At 37.2% G+C, this 20,257-nt stretch carries 23 protein-coding genes, 2 pseudogenes and 1 CRISPR repeat array; of the genes and pseudogenes, 20 read left to right on the forward strand and 5 right to left on the reverse strand.

All coding sequences use genetic code 11. The features are described 5' to 3' along the window. The first annotated feature begins 258 nt into the window (after positions 1 to 258). From cas6 to JIN86_RS10865, 8 genes and pseudogenes are all read left to right on the forward strand, one after another. On the forward strand, positions 259 to 996 hold the full coding sequence (cas6, locus tag JIN86_RS10830) for a CRISPR-associated endoribonuclease Cas6 (protein WP_004228706.1): 738 nt from the start codon (positions 259 to 261) through the stop codon (positions 994 to 996). A 12-nt stretch (positions 997 to 1,008) separates the two neighbouring features. Then, on the forward strand, positions 1,009 to 2,712 hold the full coding sequence (locus JIN86_RS10835) for a Cas8a1 family CRISPR/Cas system-associated protein (protein WP_237497214.1): 1,704 nt from the start codon (positions 1,009 to 1,011) through the stop codon (positions 2,710 to 2,712). Continuing rightward, positions 2,705 to 3,583 (forward strand): type I-B CRISPR-associated protein Cas7/Cst2/DevR, encoded by an 879-nt coding sequence (gene cas7i, locus JIN86_RS10840; RefSeq protein WP_004228700.1) that lies wholly within the window; start codon positions 2,705 to 2,707, stop codon positions 3,581 to 3,583. Before JIN86_RS10835 ends, cas7i begins: the two co-directional genes overlap by 8 nt. A gap of 12 nt (positions 3,584 to 3,595) precedes the next feature. Beyond that, the gene (gene cas5b, locus JIN86_RS10845; protein ID WP_202341929.1) at positions 3,596 to 4,330 is read left to right on the forward strand and encodes a type I-B CRISPR-associated protein Cas5b; all 735 of its coding nucleotides are present in this window, start codon (positions 3,596 to 3,598) and stop codon (positions 4,328 to 4,330) included. 46 nt (positions 4,331 to 4,376) lie between these two features. After that, on the forward strand, positions 4,377 to 6,605 hold the full coding sequence (gene cas3 / locus JIN86_RS10850; RefSeq protein ID WP_202341930.1) for a CRISPR-associated helicase Cas3': 2,229 nt from the start codon (positions 4,377 to 4,379) through the stop codon (positions 6,603 to 6,605). A gap of 63 nt (positions 6,606 to 6,668) precedes the next feature. Then, positions 6,669 to 6,887: pseudogene (locus tag JIN86_RS23965) on the forward strand (Dna2/Cas4 domain-containing protein); the annotation flags it as partial. 60 nt (positions 6,888 to 6,947) lie between these two features. After that, positions 6,948 to 8,213: direct repeats of the CRISPR family, unit length 29 nt; unit sequence GTTTTACATTAACTAAGTGGAATATAAAT. A 213-nt stretch (positions 8,214 to 8,426) separates the two neighbouring features. Next, the gene (locus tag JIN86_RS10860; protein WP_004228686.1) at positions 8,427 to 9,968 is read left to right on the forward strand and encodes a right-handed parallel beta-helix repeat-containing protein; all 1,542 of its coding nucleotides are present in this window, start codon (positions 8,427 to 8,429) and stop codon (positions 9,966 to 9,968) included. Positions 9,969 to 10,423: 455 nt separating this feature from the next. Then, the gene (locus JIN86_RS10865) at positions 10,424 to 10,615 is read left to right on the forward strand and encodes a hypothetical protein (protein WP_004228683.1); all 192 of its coding nucleotides are present in this window, start codon (positions 10,424 to 10,426) and stop codon (positions 10,613 to 10,615) included. A gap of 62 nt (positions 10,616 to 10,677) precedes the next feature. Here JIN86_RS10865 and aac(6') read toward each other — a convergent pair whose 3' ends face one another. Next, on the reverse strand, positions 10,678 to 11,112 hold the full coding sequence (aac(6'), locus tag JIN86_RS10870) for an aminoglycoside 6'-N-acetyltransferase (protein WP_004228681.1): 435 nt from the start codon (positions 11,110 to 11,112) through the stop codon (positions 10,678 to 10,680). Between the two features lie 125 nt (positions 11,113 to 11,237). On the opposite strand from aac(6'), the gene JIN86_RS10875 reads away from it, so the two are divergent. From JIN86_RS10875 to JIN86_RS10895, 5 genes are all read left to right on the forward strand, one after another. After that, positions 11,238 to 11,834 (forward strand): class I SAM-dependent methyltransferase, encoded by a 597-nt coding sequence (locus JIN86_RS10875; RefSeq protein ID WP_004228679.1) that lies wholly within the window; start codon positions 11,238 to 11,240, stop codon positions 11,832 to 11,834. A gap of 27 nt (positions 11,835 to 11,861) precedes the next feature. Further along, positions 11,862 to 12,437 carry a DNA-3-methyladenine glycosylase I gene (locus JIN86_RS10880; RefSeq protein WP_004228676.1) on the forward strand — a complete coding sequence of 192 codons (576 nt, stop codon included), beginning with the start codon at positions 11,862 to 11,864 and terminating at the stop codon, positions 12,435 to 12,437. Then, complete coding sequence (locus JIN86_RS10885; RefSeq protein WP_004228673.1) at positions 12,427 to 13,110, forward strand: DUF1963 domain-containing protein; 684 nt, start codon at positions 12,427 to 12,429, stop codon at positions 13,108 to 13,110. Before JIN86_RS10880 ends, JIN86_RS10885 begins: the two co-directional genes overlap by 11 nt. Before the next feature lie 377 nt (positions 13,111 to 13,487). After that, positions 13,488 to 13,688 carry a hypothetical protein gene (locus JIN86_RS10890; protein WP_004228669.1) on the forward strand — a complete coding sequence of 67 codons (201 nt, stop codon included), beginning with the start codon at positions 13,488 to 13,490 and terminating at the stop codon, positions 13,686 to 13,688. Between the two features lie 159 nt (positions 13,689 to 13,847). Next, the gene (locus tag JIN86_RS10895; RefSeq protein WP_004228664.1) at positions 13,848 to 14,147 is read left to right on the forward strand and encodes a GPW/gp25 family protein; all 300 of its coding nucleotides are present in this window, start codon (positions 13,848 to 13,850) and stop codon (positions 14,145 to 14,147) included. Between the two features lie 116 nt (positions 14,148 to 14,263). Here JIN86_RS10895 and JIN86_RS23545 read toward each other — a convergent pair whose 3' ends face one another. Next, a complete protein-coding gene (locus JIN86_RS23545; RefSeq protein WP_225340918.1) occupies positions 14,264 to 14,497 on the reverse strand; it encodes a hypothetical protein in 234 nt (77 codons plus the stop codon). A 504-nt stretch (positions 14,498 to 15,001) separates the two neighbouring features. Between JIN86_RS23545 and JIN86_RS10905 the strand changes: the two genes are divergently transcribed. The 3 genes from JIN86_RS10905 to JIN86_RS10915 all read left to right on the forward strand — a co-directional run bounded on the left by JIN86_RS10905 (position 15,002) and on the right by JIN86_RS10915 (position 16,596). After that, positions 15,002 to 15,388 carry a hypothetical protein gene (locus JIN86_RS10905; protein ID WP_004228661.1) on the forward strand — a complete coding sequence of 129 codons (387 nt, stop codon included), beginning with the start codon at positions 15,002 to 15,004 and terminating at the stop codon, positions 15,386 to 15,388. A 59-nt stretch (positions 15,389 to 15,447) separates the two neighbouring features. Further along, positions 15,448 to 16,086 carry an NAD(P)-dependent oxidoreductase gene (locus JIN86_RS10910; RefSeq protein ID WP_483306275.1) on the forward strand — a complete coding sequence of 213 codons (639 nt, stop codon included), beginning with the start codon at positions 15,448 to 15,450 and terminating at the stop codon, positions 16,084 to 16,086. A 354-nt stretch (positions 16,087 to 16,440) separates the two neighbouring features. After that, on the forward strand, positions 16,441 to 16,596 hold the full coding sequence (locus tag JIN86_RS10915) for a hypothetical protein (protein WP_004228656.1): 156 nt from the start codon (positions 16,441 to 16,443) through the stop codon (positions 16,594 to 16,596). Positions 16,597 to 16,792: 196 nt separating this feature from the next. Here JIN86_RS10915 and JIN86_RS10920 read toward each other — a convergent pair whose 3' ends face one another. Beyond that, on the reverse strand, positions 16,793 to 16,993 hold the full coding sequence (locus JIN86_RS10920; RefSeq protein WP_004228654.1) for a hypothetical protein: 201 nt from the start codon (positions 16,991 to 16,993) through the stop codon (positions 16,793 to 16,795). A gap of 197 nt (positions 16,994 to 17,190) precedes the next feature. Here JIN86_RS10920 and JIN86_RS10925 point away from each other — a divergent pair, with 197 nt between their 5' ends. The 3 genes and pseudogenes from JIN86_RS10925 (at position 17,191) to JIN86_RS10935 (ending at position 18,437) form a co-directional block, all read left to right on the forward strand. Continuing rightward, a complete protein-coding gene (locus tag JIN86_RS10925; RefSeq protein ID WP_004228651.1) occupies positions 17,191 to 17,394 on the forward strand; it encodes a hypothetical protein in 204 nt (67 codons plus the stop codon). Between the two features lie 209 nt (positions 17,395 to 17,603). Beyond that, positions 17,604 to 17,816 carry an O-methyltransferase gene (locus tag JIN86_RS23550; RefSeq protein ID WP_004228649.1) on the forward strand — a complete coding sequence of 71 codons (213 nt, stop codon included), beginning with the start codon at positions 17,604 to 17,606 and terminating at the stop codon, positions 17,814 to 17,816. 64 nt (positions 17,817 to 17,880) lie between these two features. Next, positions 17,881 to 18,437: pseudogene (locus tag JIN86_RS10935) on the forward strand (isochorismatase family protein). Between the two features lie 37 nt (positions 18,438 to 18,474). Here the strand turns inward: JIN86_RS10935 and JIN86_RS10940 are convergent. Further along, entirely contained in the window at positions 18,475 to 18,687 is a 213-nt protein-coding gene (locus JIN86_RS10940) for a hypothetical protein (RefSeq protein WP_004228646.1), read from the reverse strand. A gap of 561 nt (positions 18,688 to 19,248) precedes the next feature. Here JIN86_RS10940 and JIN86_RS10945 point away from each other — a divergent pair. Next, positions 19,249 to 20,130: an AraC family transcriptional regulator gene (locus JIN86_RS10945; RefSeq protein ID WP_004228643.1), complete on the forward strand. Its 882-nt coding sequence runs from the start codon at positions 19,249 to 19,251 to the stop codon at positions 20,128 to 20,130. 30 nt (positions 20,131 to 20,160) lie between these two features. Here JIN86_RS10945 and JIN86_RS10950 read toward each other — a convergent pair whose 3' ends face one another. Continuing rightward, on the reverse strand, positions 20,161 to 20,253 hold the full coding sequence (locus JIN86_RS10950) for an IS3 family transposase (protein WP_370568678.1): 93 nt from the start codon (positions 20,251 to 20,253) through the stop codon (positions 20,161 to 20,163). Between the last annotated feature and the right edge of the window lie 4 nt (positions 20,254 to 20,257).

Here is a 20,257-nt window from a genome sequence, read left to right on the forward strand (position 1 = left end):
AAACATTATTTAAAAATATATATTTAAATTCCACTTAGTTAAACATGATTTTCCTATCTTATCAATAAAAGCTAAGAAAATAAATGAGAATAAAATCACAAAATAAATAGTTATCCTATATAATTTTAATAATAATTTAATTTTTAGAAAATATTGACTAAATGTGAAAAATAAATTACTATAAATGTAAATTAACTCCTAAAAATATCCTTACTATATCTAGGAGTAGTCTATGAAATAAAAAGGAGGTGAAGCCAAATGAGGTTGCAGATCATTATGGAAGCGGAGAAAATACCTAAGCATTATCATTTTTTAGCTGGGAGTGTAGTTAAAGCCGGACTATCTTCTGTCAATCCAGAATTAAAGGAAAGTTTGTATAGCTTTGAGGAACATCAAGCTAACAAGGCGATGCGTCCTTTTACAGGAGCGATTTATTTAAATGGTTATACGCTAGAAGGTGATGAATTTATCATCCATCAAGACATTCGTATGACCATTTCTTCTTCTGATATAAATTTTATGATAACTCTGTATAATGGCTTACTTGAGCATCAGCAAATGCAATATAAGTCATACACCCTACACATTAAGCATGTTAAATTTTTATCTGAAAAATTACCTACAAAATCTCAAGCTCTATTTAAAACAAACAGCACCATCGTTATTAAAGATAAAAACAATCAATATTTAAATATTGATGATCCTGATTATGAGAAGGAATTGAATTATGCAGCAAATGAATGCCTAAAATCTGTTGCTGGGCGGACATTGCATCAGCCACTAGTTTTTACATCAGTAATGATGCATAAAAAAGTTGTGCAGTTAAAGCATGACAAGCTTAAAAATTTAAATGAAAAAGGAATTCTTTATTTGAATGGTTTTGAAGGAAGCTTTGTACTAGGAGGACATCCAGAAGATTTAGCTTTATTAACGCAGACGGGTATTGGTTTTAGAAGATCACAAATGCTAGGCTGCATTGAAATGGTGAATGAGTAGGAGGTGAAGTGAATGATTGAACTACAGTTAGATGAAACAATTTACAATGCCAGTATTTTGGGACTTTGCCGTGTATTTGACTATGCAAAGCTAGAGTATAGTAAGAGCGATTATCAGACTATTAGTTTTCCAGAAAGCAATTTAGCGAACTTTGAAGAACATTATTTTGCCTATTTATCTGCTCAATATGGACATGAAACAAATTACTATAAAATGACTAATCCTACTATTGTAGAGTTTTTAGTAAGAGCGAAAACTGACATTGGAGATGAAAAAAACTTAGAACGGCTCAATGCCCATATTGAAAAAGTGAAATACTGGCTGTCATCGAATAGTTATAAGAATGTCTATCCATTTCTGTCTGCGATTCCATTTGATTTTTTAGAGGCTGCAAAAAGTTTAAAAAAGGTAACACAGAGGAAAAAAGAAACCTTGGAAAAAATTCAGCCTCAAATTGGAGACGCTGTGGACGCATTACTACAAATTGTCGAGCATTTAAAGCATAAGGATGCAAAGCGATTTATCATCCCACGTGTCCTTACATATCAAGTTATTCAAGGTTTTTGGTCCAATGTCTCCTTCCTAAATAGCAATGCAAGTAAAAAGGATCTCTATGAAGAATATTTTAATTACTTCATCAAACCTGCTCAAGATTTTCTAACGTCAAAGAAAGATGAAAAAAAGTATGGAAAAAATAAATTAACATGTGCGTGCTGTGACAATAAAATGAAGTCTATCTCAGAGGCATTTGATCTTACTTGGGTACAAAATTTAGGGGTTGATGGGGCAAGAAAATCCTCGCATTATTGGAACCATCAGCGCAATCTATTTATTTGTCCAATCTGTAATATTGTGTATAGTTGTCTGCCATTAGGCTTCACATTGAAAAATGGGATAGGTCTCTTTATCAATAGCAATCAATCCATTGTCGAGTTACTAGCTTACAATAAAATTCAGTTACGCAACGATAGAGGAGAAGAATATACACGCGATAAGCTGGAGGAAATGGCATATTCAAAAATTATCAATGAAATGTATCAACACGCAGAAAACAAGAAGAATGTAGAAATTGACAATATCCAGATTGTTAAATATGACAAAAATAATGAATCCAGACCTTATACATTCAATATGTTATCCCGTGACAAAGCACAGCAGCTTTATGATAACCGGAATGACTTCCATTACTTGACGGGGAAATTTGTTAAGGAAAACGGAGACTATATAAGCCTCTATCAAGAAGTTATTCGACGTTTTTATAATGGACAACGCTTTAGTGATTTACTCTATCGTTTAATACGTTTAGTAATCGATGATAAATATACGGATACTTTTTCTATCTATAAAATTCTGAAAATTTCAAATTATGTATTAAATGGAGGTTCACATTATATGACAGATAAAGAGTTAAGAAGTATTCGGATTAGCGGCTACGAATTAAGAAAAGTATATCGAGGTCAAGAAACAAAATTAAATGCTATTTCACACCGTTTGTTAAATGCTTTAAAAGTAAAAAATCCTAATAAATTTATGGAAACAATTGTACAGGCGTATAGCTATAAACGCCATGAAAAATTAGGTATCCCCCTATTTTTCACAACAACACTCAGTGATATTGAAAAATTCCAAACAATTGGCTACGCATTTTTAATAGGATTAAATGGAAAAGATTTCAAAAAAGAGGATATGGCAAAGGAGGAGCAAGTAAATGAATAAAAAAGGATTAACAGTCAGTATGATAGTTGAAGCAGAAAGTGCCAACTATGGTGAGGGTGTTGGCAACGTTGCTTCTTTGAAAAAAATTTCCCGTGGAGATCATGAAGTGTACACGTATATTTCACGTCAAGCATTGCGTTATAACATTGTCGAACAAATGGATATCAATCACACGCCATTGGGTATGGATGGCTCCGTTATTCAATTTCACCCAGATGCAACAATCGCAGATTATCCTGAAATTGATTTGTTCGGCTATATGAAAACGGTAAAACCACCGAGAACTCGTGCTGCCGTGGTACGCTTATCCAATGCTGTCGCATTGGAAAGTTATAATACAGATTTAGAATTTTTAACGAATAAAGGGTTGTTTGACCGCCATAAAAGTGCAACAGCTAATGAGGAATTAAGAGGTGGAAATATTGCACAAAGTGAAATTCATAAATCCTTTTATGCATACACACTAACGGTGGATTTAGATAAGATTGGGATTGATACAAACGATCAAATTGAAATTCCATTAGAGGAACGTGCTAAACGTGTTATTTCTTTATTACGTACATTAAAATTTTTATATCGTGATATAAAAGGGCGTCGAGAGAATTTAGCTCCAATTTTTGCGATCGGTGGTGTCTATGATTTAAAAAATCCATTTTTCGAAAATCGGTTAAAGCTTCAAAATAATAAGCTTGCCGTTGCAACGGTTGAGGGAATTTTAGCATTGGATTCACATATTCAACAACATACACATGTTGGCTTAGTCAAAGGATTATTAGCAAACGACGAGGAAATTGAGCAAAGTTTACAAGCAAAACCAATGGCAGACTTCTTCGCGCAGCTAGAGCAGTCTGTATCAGATTATTATAAGTAAGCAGGTGAACATATGAAGGGGATTCGGATTGAGGCTTATCAGAACCTAGTGAACTACAAAAAGCCTACGAGTTTTCAATTAAAGGAATCATATCCACTGCCCCCGTACTCAACTGTTATTGGCATGGTGCATGCGGCATGTGGCTTTACAAGTTATGTGCCAATGCAGGTGAGTATTCAGGGGAAATATCATGCAAAGGTCAATGATTTATGGACGCGCTATGAGTTTGCTGGTAGTTCGTATGAGCAAGGTCGCCATCAGTTGAAAGTGGAGTTATCAGATGGGAAATCACAGGGGATTACACGCGGTGTTTCCACAACAGAGCTATTAGTAGATGTCGAACTAGTATTGCATATTGTACCAGAGGACAAGCAATACATTCCAATCATTATTGACGCACTAAAATCACCTGCTGAATATTTATCACTAGGTAGACGCGAGGATTTATTGCAGATTAATGTAGTGACGGAAGTGGAGTTAGAAATTCAAAAAATGGATGAAGACAAGAGAGTTGATTTTGATATTTTTATTCCGCAAGCGATGACCAAGAATGATATTTATGGAAAAGTCGGTACATCCTATCGTTTAAATAAAACATATAAATTATTAGAAATTGCTAAAGGAAAGCACATTCGTCAGTGGGAAAAGGTGATTGTTTCCCATGTACCGGCTTCTTCAACTAACTATCTTGCTGCATATGAAAACGTGCTTTTCGATAAGGATGGCTATACCGTATTTTTAGTATAAGAGTGGGGGAATGTTCTCCATTCTTTTTTTATAAGGAGGTTTGTAGATGTTTGAAAAGCTACTAGCAAAATCAGCAACAAAAACATCCGCCGCACAAACGATTATTGAGCATACAAACCATTTAATTAAAAAATGGGAAATATTTCGTAAGATTTATCCAAATGCACTGTCAAAGAAAGATTGGGACATTTTATTACAAGCGGTGAAGTACCATGATTTAGGAAAGGCAAATACCAAATTTCAGAATAAAGTACGCACAATAGAAGAGCGTATAGAGGATTTATTTCCTGAAATAGATGAAATTCCTCACAATTACTTAAGCTGTGCTTTTATGCCGATTAAAAATCTAATCACTCTCTATGGTAAAGAGGATGCTACGTTATTAATTTTAGCTGTTTATTATCACCACGAACGAGCAGAGCAAAATATGTACGAGAGTGGTGATGAGATTAAAAAGGATTTACAAAAATATGTGTCACTATTAAATGATGATTTTAATATTCGTGAAGAACCTAAATTTGATTATCGAAAATTTACCGATCGAACATTTCTTAAAAACCGTGAGCAACTGTATCGTTTCGTTCGCATAAAGGGCTTTTTAAACAAGTTGGATTATGCGGCAAGTGGAGATTATGAAGTTGAAATTCCTCCTGAAGATTTACCGCAAAAAATGAAAAAGTATTTTGATAATAAAAAGCGCACTAGGAATGAGTTGCAAGACTATTTATATACTCTCCAACAAGAGAATCATATAGTCATTGCGTCAACGGGGATTGGGAAAACAGAAGCAGCTCTTTGGTGGCTTGGTAATGACAAGGGCATTTTCACGCTGCCATTAAAAGTGTCCATCAATGCGATTTATGACAGATTGATTAATGAAATTGGTTGCAGCAAAAAGAATACAGGATTGCTACATAGTGGTATGCATGCTGAATATGTCAAACGTGCAGATGAGCAAGACCTTGATTTAAAAACGATTACACATGCGAAAAATTTATCTATGCCGCTTACAGTGACGACAATCGATCAAATTATTGATTTTGTCGGGTTATATCCAGGCTTTGAAATGAAACTTGCCACATTAGCCTATAGCAAAATTATCATTGATGAAATTCAAATGTACAGCGCAAGATTAGCTGCCTTTATCGTATTAGGGTTGAAGTATGTTACGGATATAGGCGGTAAGTTTTTAATTATGACTGCCACATTGCCACCACTTTTCATAGAAGCGTTGAAACGATTGGAAGTGCCATTTGAAAAACGAGAAGACCCATTTTTAAAATTCGCTGCCAATAATCAGCCAATTAAGCGTCATTTTATGCAAATTGTTGAAAAGGATTTGACGATAGAAGAAATTTTAAAGCATCCAATGGAAAAAAAGGTATTAATCATTGTGAATACGGTGACGAAAGCACAGCAATTATATAAAGAATTTGAAGAAACAGGGGTAAAGGCTTCTCTTTTACACAGTCGTTTTATCACCAAGCACCGTCAAGAAAAGGAAGATGCAATTTTAGCATTAGGAAACAAAGATTGCCTAAACACGGGAATATGGATTACTACACAGTTAGTAGAGGCAAGCGTTGATATTGATTTTGATATTTTATTTACTGAGCTTTCAGAGGCATCAGGTTTATTTCAACGTATGGGACGTATTTATCGAACGCGAGATTATGTAAAAAACATACCAAATATTTACGTTTTTACAGGCGAGCCATTGCCATCAGGTATTGCGAACAACAAAAAATCTGTTGTTGATTTTACAATTTTTTCTAAATCCAAGGAAGTGCTACTGCAATATAACAATCAGCTAATGGATGAGAAAATTAAAATGGAAATTGTGGAGCAAGTGTATAGTAGAGAAGCTTTAGGAGCAGAGTGCGAATATATTCAAACATTCGATGAAACATTAGCCTGGTATGAGGATTTATTACCTTATCAAGAGGAGAATAAGCCGACCTTAAGAGATATTCAAAATCAATTGGTGATACCATATGGTGTTTATAGGGAAAATGAATTAGAAATAGAGAATATAAAGAATGAATTATCTAAAAGATTAGCATGGCAGGCGAAGATTAATTTGTTAATTGAATTGCAAAAATTCACAGTGCCTATCGCAACTTGGGCATATGATAATGCAAGAAAACGAAAAAATGGAGAGGTTACTTCAACAATTAGAGTTGATCGCTATACAGAATATCCAGTTGTGACCTATCAATATACAGAGGAACTCGGCTTAATTTTTGTAAATGATGTAGATGCCTTCTTTCAATAATTATGGAAAATACCATACAAGGAGTGAAAGCATTTGCAATGGGATGATTTAAAGGCAACCGGTTTGCAAGTCCAATATTTGAAAGTATGCGAGCGCAAGCTATGGTTACATTCACATCAACTTGGCTTTGAGGATGAGGACGATAAAGTACAGCAAGGGAAGGTATTGCACGATACGTCCTATCAACGCCAAAAATCAAAAGAAGTATGGATAGAAAATTTAATTCGGATTGATATGATGGACAAGCATTATGTAGGAGAAGTGAAATCTAGTAGTAAAATGGAACAGGCTGAGTGGAATATAAATGCGTCACAGGATGATGGAGATATTTCTGCCGCAAGGGTTTTACATTAACTAAGTGGAATATAAATGTAGGTTTAGCGGTTGCAGGAGTGGCTGCATTAACGTTTTACATTAACTAAGTGGAATATAAATATGACTGTTAGTCTGGCTGTACAAGGTTACGCTACGTTTTACATTAACTAAGTGGAATATAAATGTTGGTGCAGGGCTGATGAACATCGTCAATAATAGTTTTACATTAACTAAGTGGAATATAAATATTACAGCAGCAATTGATTGTCGCTGATTATATAGTTTTACATTAACTAAGTGGAATATAAATTACATCACCAATGATGGAACTAAAGGTTTCAACAATTGTTTTACATTAGCTAAGTGGAATATAAATCGTAAAGTTAATGATGTAATTGTTGGATGTGCAATGTTTTACATTAACTAAGTGGAATATAAATAATGAATTATCATGAACGACTTAGCGTCGGTAAAGTGTTTTACATTAACTAAGTGGAATATAAATGATGATTGGACATTTTATAACGAGGAAATGCAGCAAGTTTTACATTAACTAAGTGGAATATAAATATGTTCTTGCGGGGTGTCGAGAGAATGCATTCATGGTTTTACATTAACTAAGTGGAATATAAATGACGTAACTGCTCAAATTTTCTGGTTAAAGAACCGCGTTTTACATTAACTAAGTGGAATATAAATATCAAACTACGGCAAGTGGATTTACAAATGGTGGATGTTTTACATTAACTAAGTGGAATATAAATCGCTTCACCATTTCGTAGTCGTCTTACCGTATTTTCGTTTTACATTAACTAAGTGGAATATAAATAAATCAACTTTAGCTAACTGATCAGGGATTACAGGCGTTTTACATTAACTAAGTGGAATATAAATTTGACATATTCGGTTGTTGGTACTAAGTGACTTCCAGTTTTACATTAACTAAGTGGAATATAAATAGCGTACCAACTAATTCAGTTAAAAAATTCCAAATAGTTTTACATTAACTAAGTGGAATATAAATAACGAAGGTACTCCAGAAATAATAGTTCAATTGCGGTTTTACATTAACTAAGTGGAATATAAATATTTCACCACGTTGAAATTGAGCCTCCACCTGTGACTGTTTTACATTAACTAAGTGGAATATAAATGGAGCATTTACTCAACCATCTGGCAATCTCGAAATGTTTTACATTAACTAAGTGGAATATAAGTTGCTGAGGATTCGTCATTCTCAGCAACTTCAATAAATACCGTCATTGTTTTACATTAACTAAGTGTAATATAAATAGACTCTAAAACCCCGATACCAACCCAAAAAACGAACAGCATACCCTTAACCGCTTTTCATATTTAAGCCTAAAACCACCCCACTTTCATTAAACCGTCAAACATTCCAAATAAACGCCTGCATATTCCAGCAATTTTACACAAAATTGAATAAGCACAAGCATGTTCGGTATATAAATAGGGTACGAACATTTTTTGGTTAGGAGTGTGTAAATGGCTGTACTTGTGGTGAAGAGGAGTATTATGCATCGTTATCAAAGTATCGGGCAGGCGATTGAAGAGGCGGCGCCTGGGGATATGATTGAAATTCGGGATGGGATTTATGAGGAAAGCTTGGATATTGCCAAGCGGCTGACGTTGTATGGGGTTGGCAATGTGACCATCAAGGGTGGCGTATTTATTCGCTATCAAACACCTGTCGCGATGCGTAATTTACGGTTCCGGCAAGGGCAGGGGCTGTATGTGAAAGGCGATTTACAGCTTGAGAATTGTGTGATTGAGGAGCAATTGATTCGAACGCAGATGATGGTGAGCTATGGTAGTTTGCTGATGAAAAATTGTGCAGTGCTTGCTACGCCACTGAATCATTTTGGTTTGCGTGTGGCGAATGGTTCCAGTGTTATTCTAGTCGACACGACATTTGAGCATCATCGGAAGGCACAGATTATCGCTCAAAACTGTGAGCTGACCTTGACGAATTGTATGCTGTTGGAAGGGAAGAAGCATGGTATTTTTGCGATTCGCCATGTCAAGCTGACAATGGAGGACTGTGAAATTCATGGTCATGACAAGGCACAAGTAATGGCTGCGTCGAGTGAGATTGCGATGACCAATTGTCTAGTTCACCAAGGGCAAGGGGTAGGCATTCAATTGTTTGATAGCACGACTTTCAGGATGGATGGCTGTGAAATAAAAGAGCATCTTGATACCAATATGGTGGTTCATCGCAGTGAACTAATGGTATCTGATTCTATTTTTTCAGATGGTCAAAGTCATGGGCTGTATCTTGGAGAAAAAACCGAAGCTAAGTTCTATGATTGTCAAGTTTCTCGGCATGTCAAGGCGCAGGTGTTGATTGAAAATAGCAAGGTGGAATTTCATACATGTCATGTTCGCAATGGCATGGCTGTCGGGCTTACCATTGTGGATGAAGCAAATGTTTCGATGAACCAATGTAAAATTCAAAACCATCAGCAATTTCATATTATTGTTGATGCTAGTGGATTAAAGCTACAGCAATCGATTATTCAATTTGGGCAATCAGGGGGTGTTTATGGTAATGAACATGCCAAAATCATGATGCATCATACAACGATTCGAGAGCTGCAAAGCCACCATATCTATATCAACAATGCCCGATTATTTACACACTATTGCACCTTTGAACAAATGGAAGGAAACGGAATCACGTGCATTGATGCAATTTTTGAGATAGCTAATAGCTATTTTAAAGATGGTCAAGAAAGCTCTTATGCCATGATTTGGTCAGATCAATCAATGGGGCGTATTGAAAATTGTAGGGTGGATAAGGCGGCTAGACCATTTTTAGCGTTGTCCAATAAATCCTTATTGGAAATGCGTCATACAGATATAGCTGCAGTAAAGGCTCCAGCGGTGGTCCAGGAAAACAGCCAATTATTTGTGCAAGGACATGTACAGTCAGCGACATGGCAGAAGGATACAGTATCAAAGGTTTCCCAAATTGAGGACATGAAAATAGAAATAGTGAAACATGATATTAAAAAAATAATATAAAAGCCGATTATACAAATAAGACAAGTAGTTTCAATTTTGAAATTACTTTTTTTATGGATTCGTGTATTGATGTTTTAAATATGTGAAAAATGGGTAAAGGAATACATTTGAGCTGTAAATTAATTTTAATTTGTGCAAAAAAATCTATAATTCGACAAAATGCAAGAATATTTTTATAATGGTATAGATGTCTTGTTGCAATTACTGCAATATTTTGAAATATTCCACAGGAAAACTTATACAATCTTTGTATAAGTTATAACCAACATAATAAAAGTTTTTACTTAATGTAAAAAAAATATTAAATAAATATGGATAATAGATTGATTATTTTCCATGTTTAAACCTATAATTAGTAAAAATGGTTCATGCAATAAGATAAATTTTCGTTAATTATGAAATGGGAGTAATGATTTTAAAATAATAAATAGAGAGAGTATTGGGGTGATATGAGTATGTTTGGGCTGACAAAAGAAGAAATTATGTTAATGCTAGAGGAGATGGAATTAGCAGAGAAGCAAAAGAATGTAATTGCTGATATCTTACATCTAAATAATATGCGAATCGAACAACAACTCGCATTAATGATCCATTTAATCATAGATGAGCGCGAACGAAATATTTCCAACAATACATATCTAAACTAAAAAATGTCGAAAAATCACAGGTGTTATGTTTGCAACGCCTGTGATTTTTTTGTCAGCCATTTTTATAATTTTTTTGTGAAGCAAATGATGCGATTGGCTTCTGTAAAGCCGAGCTGAAGATGAACCCTTAGGCTTTCGTCATTGCCCCATTCACAGTCACTGGCAAACTCTAGACAGCCCCTATGCTTTGCCCATTGCTCACATTTCTTCACAAGCAGTCTTGCATAGCCCTGCTGGCGATAGTCCTCCCTCACGAAAAGGCCTTCTAAATAGCCCACTGGACTCGAGTCGGTGCCTTCTACATAATCTGTTCTTAACTGGCATTGGGCAAATCCAACGGCTTCGTCATCGTCACAGGCAAGGAAAATAGCTGCGTTTTCTTCCTTTAGCAGCTGTGTCATCTCTTCGGTAAATTCCTCTAGTGTATGATTGGGCCAGAGTAGTAGGGCTAATGAGGCTGCAGCATGAGCGTCCTTCTGCTTTGCTTGTTGTATCATGAAATCTTCCTCCTTTGTAAAAAATGAAACAAATTGTTTTGAAGTACGTACAAACTAGTAAGCGTTTTTATTTTAAAGCTCTAATTTCTATTTTAACAATTTTACTTGAAGGGGGGAGTCCAATCATGTCACTCTTGCAAACGTTAATTGAACAAGCGAAAAAGCCAAATGGATGGATTGGCTCAACGATGCTACAAATCATGAATTTTGCCCATCGTGGTATGAATGCATGGTTCATCAGGCAAGGAGCTATCAATGACGGTGATCGTGTATTAGACATAGGTTGTGGTGGTGGGAAAACGCTCCAAATTTTATCCAAATTGAATCCAAATGGTATAATATATGGGATAGATTTTTCCACACAGGCAGTGAAGGAATCGATCAAATTGAATAAAGCAAATGTTGCCAGTGGTAGGGTCTTTGTGAAAGAAGCAAGCGTTTCAAACATTCCATACGATGATCAGTTTTTTGATGCGATTACGGCCTTTCAAACGCACTATTTTTGGCCATCCTTGGAGCAGAATGTAGAGGAAGTATGGCGGGTTCTGAAAAACGGTGGGAAATTTATTATCATAGCAGAGCTCTACAAGATGAACTATCATATGAAAGCCTATCAAACACCTGAGGCAACGAAGCAATTATTAGAACGTATCGGTTTTCAAACCGTTTATGTCACGGAAAAATCAAGTAAAGGATGGCTTTGCATTACAGCTATTAAGTAAAGGATACATAAAATGGAGGGTATAAAAATGAAAAGATGTGATTGGGTCAAGCTAGATGAGCCTTTGTATGTGGAATACCATGACAAGGAGTGGGGTGTACCGGTCTATGATGACCAGTATTTATTCGAGATGCTTTGCTTGGAGGGGGCACAGGCTGGCTTGAGCTGGTGGACGATTCTCCAAAAGCGTGAAGGCTATCGTGAGGCATTTGATCAATTCGATGTGGAAAAAATTATCCATTATACAGCAGACAAGCTAGAGGAATTGCAGCAAGACACACGGATTGTTCGCAATAAATTAAAAATAGCTAGTGTGGTGACAAATGCTAAAGCATATCTCCAAATACAGGAAAAGCATGGCTCATTCTCAGATTATATTTGGGGCTTTGTAGATCACAAACCAGTTATGAATGAGTGGGCATCCATCAAAGAGGTGCCTGTGACGACAGAAGTTAGTGATCGTATGAGCAAGCAATTGAAGAAAGATGGCTTTAAATTTATCGGTAGTACAATATGTTATTCCTTTATGCAGGCAGTGGGCATGGTAAACGACCATACAACGGATTGCTGCTGTCGACAAAAGGAGCTAGCGGATGGCCATTGAACAAATTCGGGCTCAATTAGCCAAGCAGGCCACGATTTTTCAAACGGGTGGTATTCGACCTACACATGATTTATTGGAAAGCTGGATTGGCTATGTTGGCTGGTCCTTGCCAGAAGAGCAGCCAACATCTGGCTATCAGCCGCTCGCTACGTTCTTTCTAAAAGACCTACCCTACGTACCGATGGCATTAAAGCCTTTTCAATTAGTCACAGTCTTTGTTGATGAACGTCTATTAGATCATCTCATGGAGGATGATCTTTGTTCTTATTTTGATATTAGAACGTACACCACTTTGGAAGGCTTAGTGAAGCGCGAATGGCAGCATAAACAAATTCGTGCATTTCCACTCCTACCGCAACATATGACAAATGACTATCCAACATGGGATGGGGGTGGTATTCCTGCTCAATTGGAGGAAGAGATTCTGACATTGGAGCAGGAAGAACAGCTCGACTATTTTGAGGATATCGTTGAAAACCTCTATCCGTTCCATAAAATTGGTGGCTATCCGAGCTTTTGTCAAAGTGGCGTTGATTTTGGTGACGATGCGCCATTTGTCCTTCAAATTGCCTCCGATGCAAAAGCACGTTTGAACATTGTGGATCATGGCAATTTTTATTTTTTCTACAATCCAACCATCCAGACTTGGCACGTCTATTGTGACTTCTACTAAAGGGATGGGGGCTTGTCTCTTTCATGAATTGTTATCATGATGAACCGGTAAATCAGATATAAGCCAGCGTACGCCCCTGTAATCAGAAAGACTGGGTTTAAGAACACAGCATGAATCGTTGTCATAAAGACCACATCCTCAAGAATAATGTTCGTTATAGCTGTAGCGGCAATCGTGCTAAACAGAATCGCAGCAATGACGCCTAGTATGTTGAAAAGAAAGCGAAAGCTAACCCATTTGTGCTGAAGATACACCATAAGGCTTGGGATGCCAATCGTGGCAGTCAGCATGAAAAATATCATAATATCACATCCTTTCTTTCAGATTGCCCTTGTTCGTTCATGCATAAACATAGAAAAAGATAGGAGGGAAACCGATTGCGATGGCAAGAAGGAGAGTTAAAAAGCACAAGGAAGGTGAGAAAAGTGGAGCATAAAACGGTGGTCAAAAATGGCATTGGCTTTGGTTCGGTTTTAGCAATTACGATCTCATGGAGTGTGCATCACTCCATCATCTGGGCAATTATCCACGGCTGTTTTAGCTGGCTGTATGTTATTTACTATGCCATCATGCGCTAAGCCTGTAGGTCAACCTATCAACTAGAATGTTGTTTGAATAAAAATAACATTGGGTACATAAAAACAAAGCGTTCATAATTTTTAATGAGCAAGCATAAATAACAAAGTGCTCTTTTTCCAACGTACCAATCGTATGAACGTAGAAGAAAGGTTGATAGAATGACACATCAAGTAACGGCTTTAAGTAATGTTAATGGTAATGCTACAGGCGTGGAAGGTATATTACAAAATGTAGCATTTATTTTATCGACGTTTACGATTCCTTGTCCGCTTCGCGAATATGTGACAAGGACTGATATTCGTAAACCCTTCCAGCGTATGAAGAAAATAAACACAAAACGCCTCATTGAATGTATCCAACGTTTTGAGCCACGAGCTGTCGTAGTGGATGTTGATTATCTTGGCGATGTGAATAGAGGAAAATTAGAGCCCATTGTCAAAGTCATTGTCAATGAATAGCTGAAAAATATGAATTCTGCCAGGTATGGTTTTCGCGAACCTGGCAGAAGATTAAATGTGCTTATAGTGGTAGGATTATGGTATATGAATTGGTGTCAAATAGGATAATGGAACAGTTACGCGTTTCTAATGGCAATAATTTGCTGGCAATCAATGATAAGTGGTGTTGCTGCTGCTGCATCTACCTCTAAGAATGTAGCACAGCAAGTTTTAGGATCTAAGCTGATGAAGAAAATTCCTACAAAGCTACCGCCACCTGCTAAAATAACATCTACCAAAGTGCCAGGAGATAAGCATCTTAATTGATGACAAATACAGCCTTTACACTTGTGATCTTTGGAATAATCCATCTCGTAGTAGTACTCTTCCTCCTCTTTTTTGCAGGAGCAAGAATCCTCCTTATGTTCCCATTTACAATGGTCATCCTTTTCATGACACTTACATCGCTGGTGTTTCTGTTCCCATTTGCAATGCTCATGCTTCTGTTTGCATTTGCATTCTTCTTGTTTGTGTTCACATTTTTTTTCTAAATGACAATAGCATTTTACATATTGTTCACAGCACTTTTCTTTTTTATGATTCCAATTCATATATTGACTAAATCTACTATCCTGCATCTTTTAATCTCCCTTTTTGTTAGTTTTTTAGTAATGGTAGCGCTAACCTTTACATTTCTAATCTATGAAGCCACAAACAAAACTTCTTGGTAATTTGCCCTCTGTACAAGAAGAAAATTATTTTTTAATAATTAAAGAGAGAAATAGCCATACATAGCTGTGAGAATAATAACAATTTCAGGGCAAAAGATTGCTAGACTTCCGCCTGTAAATTTCATGGAGAAATGGAGCGAATGTATGAAAAGTGTTCTGCAAATCTTCTTTTTATTCATGTGCTTACTGGTTGTGATTTCATTGTGGAAGGCACAAAGGGAGCCTTCTATTATAGCCCCGAGCCCTGAAAGAGCAACTCCCTATGCAGAGGAGCTTGGCGAAAAATTACAAGCTACGAATTTTACAAAACAAGTGTTACAGGCCATACGAGCGGCAGGCTACTCACCTGATAGTACAGTCGGTTATCTAATAGACTCTCCAGCGCATCAAGTCATCACTATTCAATTACACGATGGGGAAGAAATTGATGTCAGTACAGAAAGTGAAATTCAATCGATTATCGATGAGCTGGCCCAAAAGAATAATATGCATTTATTTATGGTCGATGTTCAACTACTAGAGCGTGAATAGTCGAGGGAAGGCACTGTGATTTGTGCCTTTTTACATATAAAGGGAATTGTAATATAATAATAAAAGAGGTGAAAGAAATGAAAATATTAATATTAGGCGCGAGTGGACGTGTCGGCAGCCAGTTGGTGGAACTAGCAATAAAGGATCAGCATGAGGTCACCCTTTTAGTTCGAAATCCTGATAAATTACCGCACCATCACCAACAGCTGTGTGTAATGAAAGGTGATGTTTTAAACAAGCAGGATATCGAGCAGGCAATGCATCATGTAGATGTGGTGGTGAGTGCATTAAATACAGATGGAGGCACTACATTATCGGCTAGCTTACCATTGATTCTTGAAGCGATGACAAAGCAACAGTTGACAAGAATCATTACGATTGGAACAGCTGGGATCTTACAAAGTCGTGTAACGCCAACTCTTCTTCGTTACCAATCAACGGAATCGAAACGAAAATCGACCTTTGCTGCACAGGAGCACCAGCGTGTATTCGAACAATTAGAGCAATCTGCTATGGATTGGACAATTGTTTGTCCTACTTATTTACCTGATGGACCCTGGACAGGAAACTATCGAGCAGAACGCAACTTCTTGCCAGAGGGAGGTAGCGAAATTTCTGTAGCGGATACAGCAGATTTTGCCTACCAACAAATCTTTAGCGAGGAATTCATGAAAACACGTGTCGGACTAGCCTACTAGAAAAGAGGAAATACGGTGAAATATATTCTTGTCATCATCGAGATGGTAATCATTGTCGTTGGGTGTACCTTTCTCAGTATAACCATTGAAGAAGTGCCTGTAATGTGATGCTGCAAGTCTATGGAGGTATCATTGTTTTCACCGGGTCATTCTACCTCAAAAAAATTGCGAAATTTGGTAAGCAATAATCACTTTTACACAAGGATAGTCTAAATGGACTTATCGTTTTAACCTTTTTTCATCCTAAATCGTCCAAATGATAGCTATTTTAGTGAAAAAATATACTGTTATTTTCCTTTTTATAGAAGGTTTGCTATACTTTATGTCGAATATATCTATTGAAGAGGTGATTGTATGGACAAGGAGATAACAAATAACTATCAATATCCTAAACACCTAACAAGCCTTGATGGAATCGAAACGACAGAATTATATGTCATCAAGATAACAAAGGAACAAGTGGATAGGTTGATTGAGGATATCGATCAAACATTAAAGACGTCGACATGACGTCTTTTTTCATGCCAAAAAGGCCACCTTCCAAGGAAAGTGACCTCAAAACAGGAGAGCTGTGGAAAGGCTAGATTTGCTTTACACTACTATTTGTATGTAAAAGTAATCTTGTTAGCTAGCCATTTGCCTGAAAGATAGATGAAATTTACTCGATTTTCTAGCATCGCAGTTCACCATCCATATATGTACTACCTCAGTTCTTCTGACAGGAAAAGGAGTAATTCAAGGCCAAATAATCGCGTATGATAGTAGGCTGTCCGCCATTTTCGAGACATAGCTTACTGGCAATTTTAATTTCCTTCTGATTATAGTGAGATTGTACCCCAATTAAAAATATGCCTGACAGTATCAATAATGTACCGATGCCCAACACATATTTTATAACCCTTTTCACTCATCTTACCTCCATTCCGATACGTTTACTATTGTCTAACATATGTTGGAGCATGAAAGCATTATGTTTAATTGGCAATTTGTATACGTTTGTACATAAAAGGGGTGTTTTAGAAATGAAGGATCTGGATTTAGAGAGCATATGAGAGAGGTACATCACCGTGGAGGGTGCCACAGAGGCATGGAAGGCGCGTTACAGTGAGGAGCAAAAGGCAAAGCGATTTCATTTTTAGAGATGTGATGCTGCATGTGAAGCGAGCAACCATTAAACAGCAATTAGAACAGCCAGAATTTCAATCCATTCAGCAAATTTTAGTCGGTGAATTAAAAGCCACCGATAAGAAAATGAAACAAACGACAGTCTACAAGAGGAAGATAACGCACATGAAATTATATAGATGAGGTATTTTATCAGTACGATGCCCTATTAGAGGATGTCCTGTCCTCCATTGACGAAAATGGTATGCCTGCTATTTCTGTGTCTCGATCATCAGGAAAGCTGTTGACGATGCTTGTATTGATTACTAGGTTAAAGGCTATTTTAGAAATTTGTCTAGCGAGAGGAATGGAAGGGGAAGGCAAAGTGACCTCCCTAGAGTTAAAGGAAAAATATGCACAGCTGGCAGCCAAGAATTTTTGCCAAGGCAGGCTTTGCTGAGCAGGTAACGTATAACAGATCCTGCATTGGAAAGCCTGAAAAGCTTCTGGCAACAGGACAGTGTTTTGATTTCTTTTTCATTGATGCTGATAAGGATAACTATGAAAAATGGCAACACCCAAGTGCCATTGGGGATGGCATGACGGTTTCAAAAGTTATAAAATAATGCATATCAGAAATTAACTATTAATGGTAAAATATTGTTAGCAAACGATAAGGGAGAGATGCTTTTGAAGCAAGCACTAGTGGTCATTGATGCACAGCAAGAATTAATCGAGGGAAATCAGGATGAACAAGCCGTCTATCGCAAGGATGAATTGCTTAAAACCATCAATGCCGTTATTCAAAAAGCTATTGAGGCAGAGGCACATATTATCTTTGTGCGTGATCAGGATGTAGCTGGTGGAGAAGGGGAAGGCTTTCAGGTACATCAAGCGATCCAAGTACCGACTACCGCTGTTTATTTTGATAAACTGGCTACCAACGCTTTTTATAAGACAGGCTTACTCGATTATTTACAGGCCAATAAGGTAGAGCATTTGGTGATAATGGGCTGCAAAACCGAGCATTGTGTGGATACAGCAGTTAGAGCAGCAACTATACAGGGCTTTGATGTCACTTTGGTGGGAGATGGCCATTCAACAAATGGTTCCGCTACTTATCACCAGAAGATACGGTTGCACACCATAACGACATCCTACATGGCCATTATAATGTGGATCATTTCTCACTTGTACGAAACGCCGACGAAGCATTATTTGAACCCACACACAATAGTTATCGCTAATTATAAAATGACCAAGAATCGAGGTTCTTGGTCATTTTTACATATAGAAGTGATTGAGCAACCAACCTATAACAGTACTCAAGATACCAACTACTATCAAGACCAGCCCATGGGTTGGTGCTTGATAATCCTTTTTAAGTACGATGCCCATACAAATTGCCATAAGCCCACAAAAAGCTTGGAATAGGAGAAGGGCAGCTACCACATTGACCCAACCTAATATTAGAAGTAATAGCTTACTATTCACCATTTATTGTTCTCCTTCATCTTTTCTATGTAAAAAAAGTGCCATACCTAACATGCCTAGTAGTAGGATTGAAAAAAATAATAGACATTATCGCTTGATACACAATGGCAGTTATAGCTAAAAACAGTAAAATAATCAATAGGATGAGACGCAGTAGAAATTTTGCTTTTTTACGAATGGCGAAAAACATCCTCATCATGAAAGGATTTTAAAATAATTATAGGAATGAGTATGCAAATGCTTGTACCACTGGAAAAGACGATTCATGTTACTGCCTTCAGCTCAATAGACAATTCTTACAAATATTGTAACGGAAATTATGGTGCGACACAATGATCTATTATTTTCATAGGGCCACTGTGCGAGCAGTGACCCTAAGTATCAAGTCAGGAGGTGTAAGGCTAAAATTAGCTTTACACTATTATATGTATGTGAAAGTAGCTTTAAAAGCTAGTTATCTGCCTGTTCGATAGATTATTTTTTGGAAGGCGACTAAATGGGGCACCAATTGTCGGATGGAGGGCTACTATTCCTGCTAAAGTAATGATAAGGAAGGTGATAGAAGTGGATTCTTTAACAAGGTTGAATGAGGCGATTGCGTATATCGAGGCCAATCTAACAGAGGAAATTGATGTGCAAGAAGCTGCGAGATTAGCTTATTGCTCGGAATATCATTTTAAACGTATGTTTTCCTTTCTGGCAGGCATCTCGCTGTCTGAGTATATTCGTCGTAGGCGTCTAACGCTTGCCGCACTGGAATTATCAGATTCATCTATGAGAATTCTCGATATCGCGATTCGTTATGGCTATCGCTCTGCAGATGCATTTACAAGAGCCTTTCAGCAAATGCATGGCATCACACCATCGGAGGCGAGGCAAAATGGTCAGCACCTAAAAGCGTTTCCACGAATGACCTTCCAACTTACCATACAAGGAGGTTGTGAAATGAATTACCGACTCCAACAAAAAGAAGCGTTTCACATCGTTGGTCTCATGAAAAGAGTACCTATCGTTTTTCAAGGAGAAAATCAAGCGATAACTGAAATGGCACGTTCATTAACATTGGAGGATATTGGGCACCTAAAAAAGCTATCGAATGTAGAACCAATGGGAATTATCCAAGCCTCCACTAACTTTTCCGAGAGCAGAATGGAGGAAAAGGGCGAACTTGATCATTATATCGGCGTAGCCACAACCGAAACGTCTCACTATTTTTCACAGTTGGATGTACCCGCTTGTACATGGGCTGTCTTTGAAGCAGTTGGACCATTCCCACAAACACTGCAGGAAACATGGGGGCGCATTTATGCGGAGTGGTTCCCATCATCTGGCTATGAACAGGTTGCTGGTCCAGAAATCGTGCGTCATACAAGCACGGATTTTTCCTCACCAACCTTTACAAGTGAAATTTGGATACCTCTTCAGAAAAAGAAGCCTCTTGCATAAGGTAGTGACCCCTTAAAGTTAGAGTTTTAGTTATGCAGCTAATTGGCTGGCATGAGTTCGGTATTTTACCGGGCTCATACCGGCCAGTTTTTGTTTAATTCGTTCATTATTGTAGTAATCGATATAC

Origin of the sequence: Lysinibacillus sp. HST-98 (assembly GCF_016757845.1) — a bacterium.
Taxonomy (GTDB): Bacteria; Bacillota; Bacilli; order Bacillales_A; family Planococcaceae; genus Lysinibacillus; species Lysinibacillus capsici.

Coding starts and splice junctions, on each gene's coding strand:
- JIN86_RS10875 (WP_004228679.1), top strand. CDS start 11,238: ATGTCACTCTTGCAAACGTTAATTGAACAAGCGAAAAAGCCAAATGGA.
- cas7i (WP_004228700.1), top strand. CDS start 2,705: ATGAATAAAAAAGGATTAACAGTCAGTATGATAGTTGAAGCAGAAAGT.
- JIN86_RS10940 (WP_004228646.1), bottom strand. CDS start 18,687: ATGGTGAATAGTAAGCTATTACTTCTAATATTAGGTTGGGTCAATGTG.
- JIN86_RS10885 (WP_004228673.1), top strand. CDS start 12,427: ATGGCCATTGAACAAATTCGGGCTCAATTAGCCAAGCAGGCCACGATT.
- JIN86_RS10880 (WP_004228676.1), top strand. CDS start 11,862: ATGAAAAGATGTGATTGGGTCAAGCTAGATGAGCCTTTGTATGTGGAA.
- cas3 (WP_202341930.1), top strand. CDS start 4,377: ATGTTTGAAAAGCTACTAGCAAAATCAGCAACAAAAACATCCGCCGCA.
- JIN86_RS10865 (WP_004228683.1), top strand. CDS start 10,424: ATGTTTGGGCTGACAAAAGAAGAAATTATGTTAATGCTAGAGGAGATG.
- JIN86_RS23550 (WP_004228649.1), top strand. CDS start 17,604: ATGCACAGCTGGCAGCCAAGAATTTTTGCCAAGGCAGGCTTTGCTGAG.
- cas6 (WP_004228706.1), top strand. CDS start 259: ATGAGGTTGCAGATCATTATGGAAGCGGAGAAAATACCTAAGCATTAT.
- JIN86_RS10895 (WP_004228664.1), top strand. CDS start 13,848: ATGACACATCAAGTAACGGCTTTAAGTAATGTTAATGGTAATGCTACA.
- cas5b (WP_202341929.1), top strand. CDS start 3,596: ATGAAGGGGATTCGGATTGAGGCTTATCAGAACCTAGTGAACTACAAA.
- JIN86_RS10860 (WP_004228686.1), top strand. CDS start 8,427: ATGGCTGTACTTGTGGTGAAGAGGAGTATTATGCATCGTTATCAAAGT.
- JIN86_RS10915 (WP_004228656.1), top strand. CDS start 16,441: ATGGACAAGGAGATAACAAATAACTATCAATATCCTAAACACCTAACA.
- JIN86_RS10835 (WP_237497214.1), top strand. CDS start 1,009: ATGATTGAACTACAGTTAGATGAAACAATTTACAATGCCAGTATTTTG.
- JIN86_RS10905 (WP_004228661.1), top strand. CDS start 15,002: ATGAAAAGTGTTCTGCAAATCTTCTTTTTATTCATGTGCTTACTGGTT.
- JIN86_RS23545 (WP_225340918.1), bottom strand. CDS start 14,497: ATGGATTATTCCAAAGATCACAAGTGTAAAGGCTGTATTTGTCATCAA.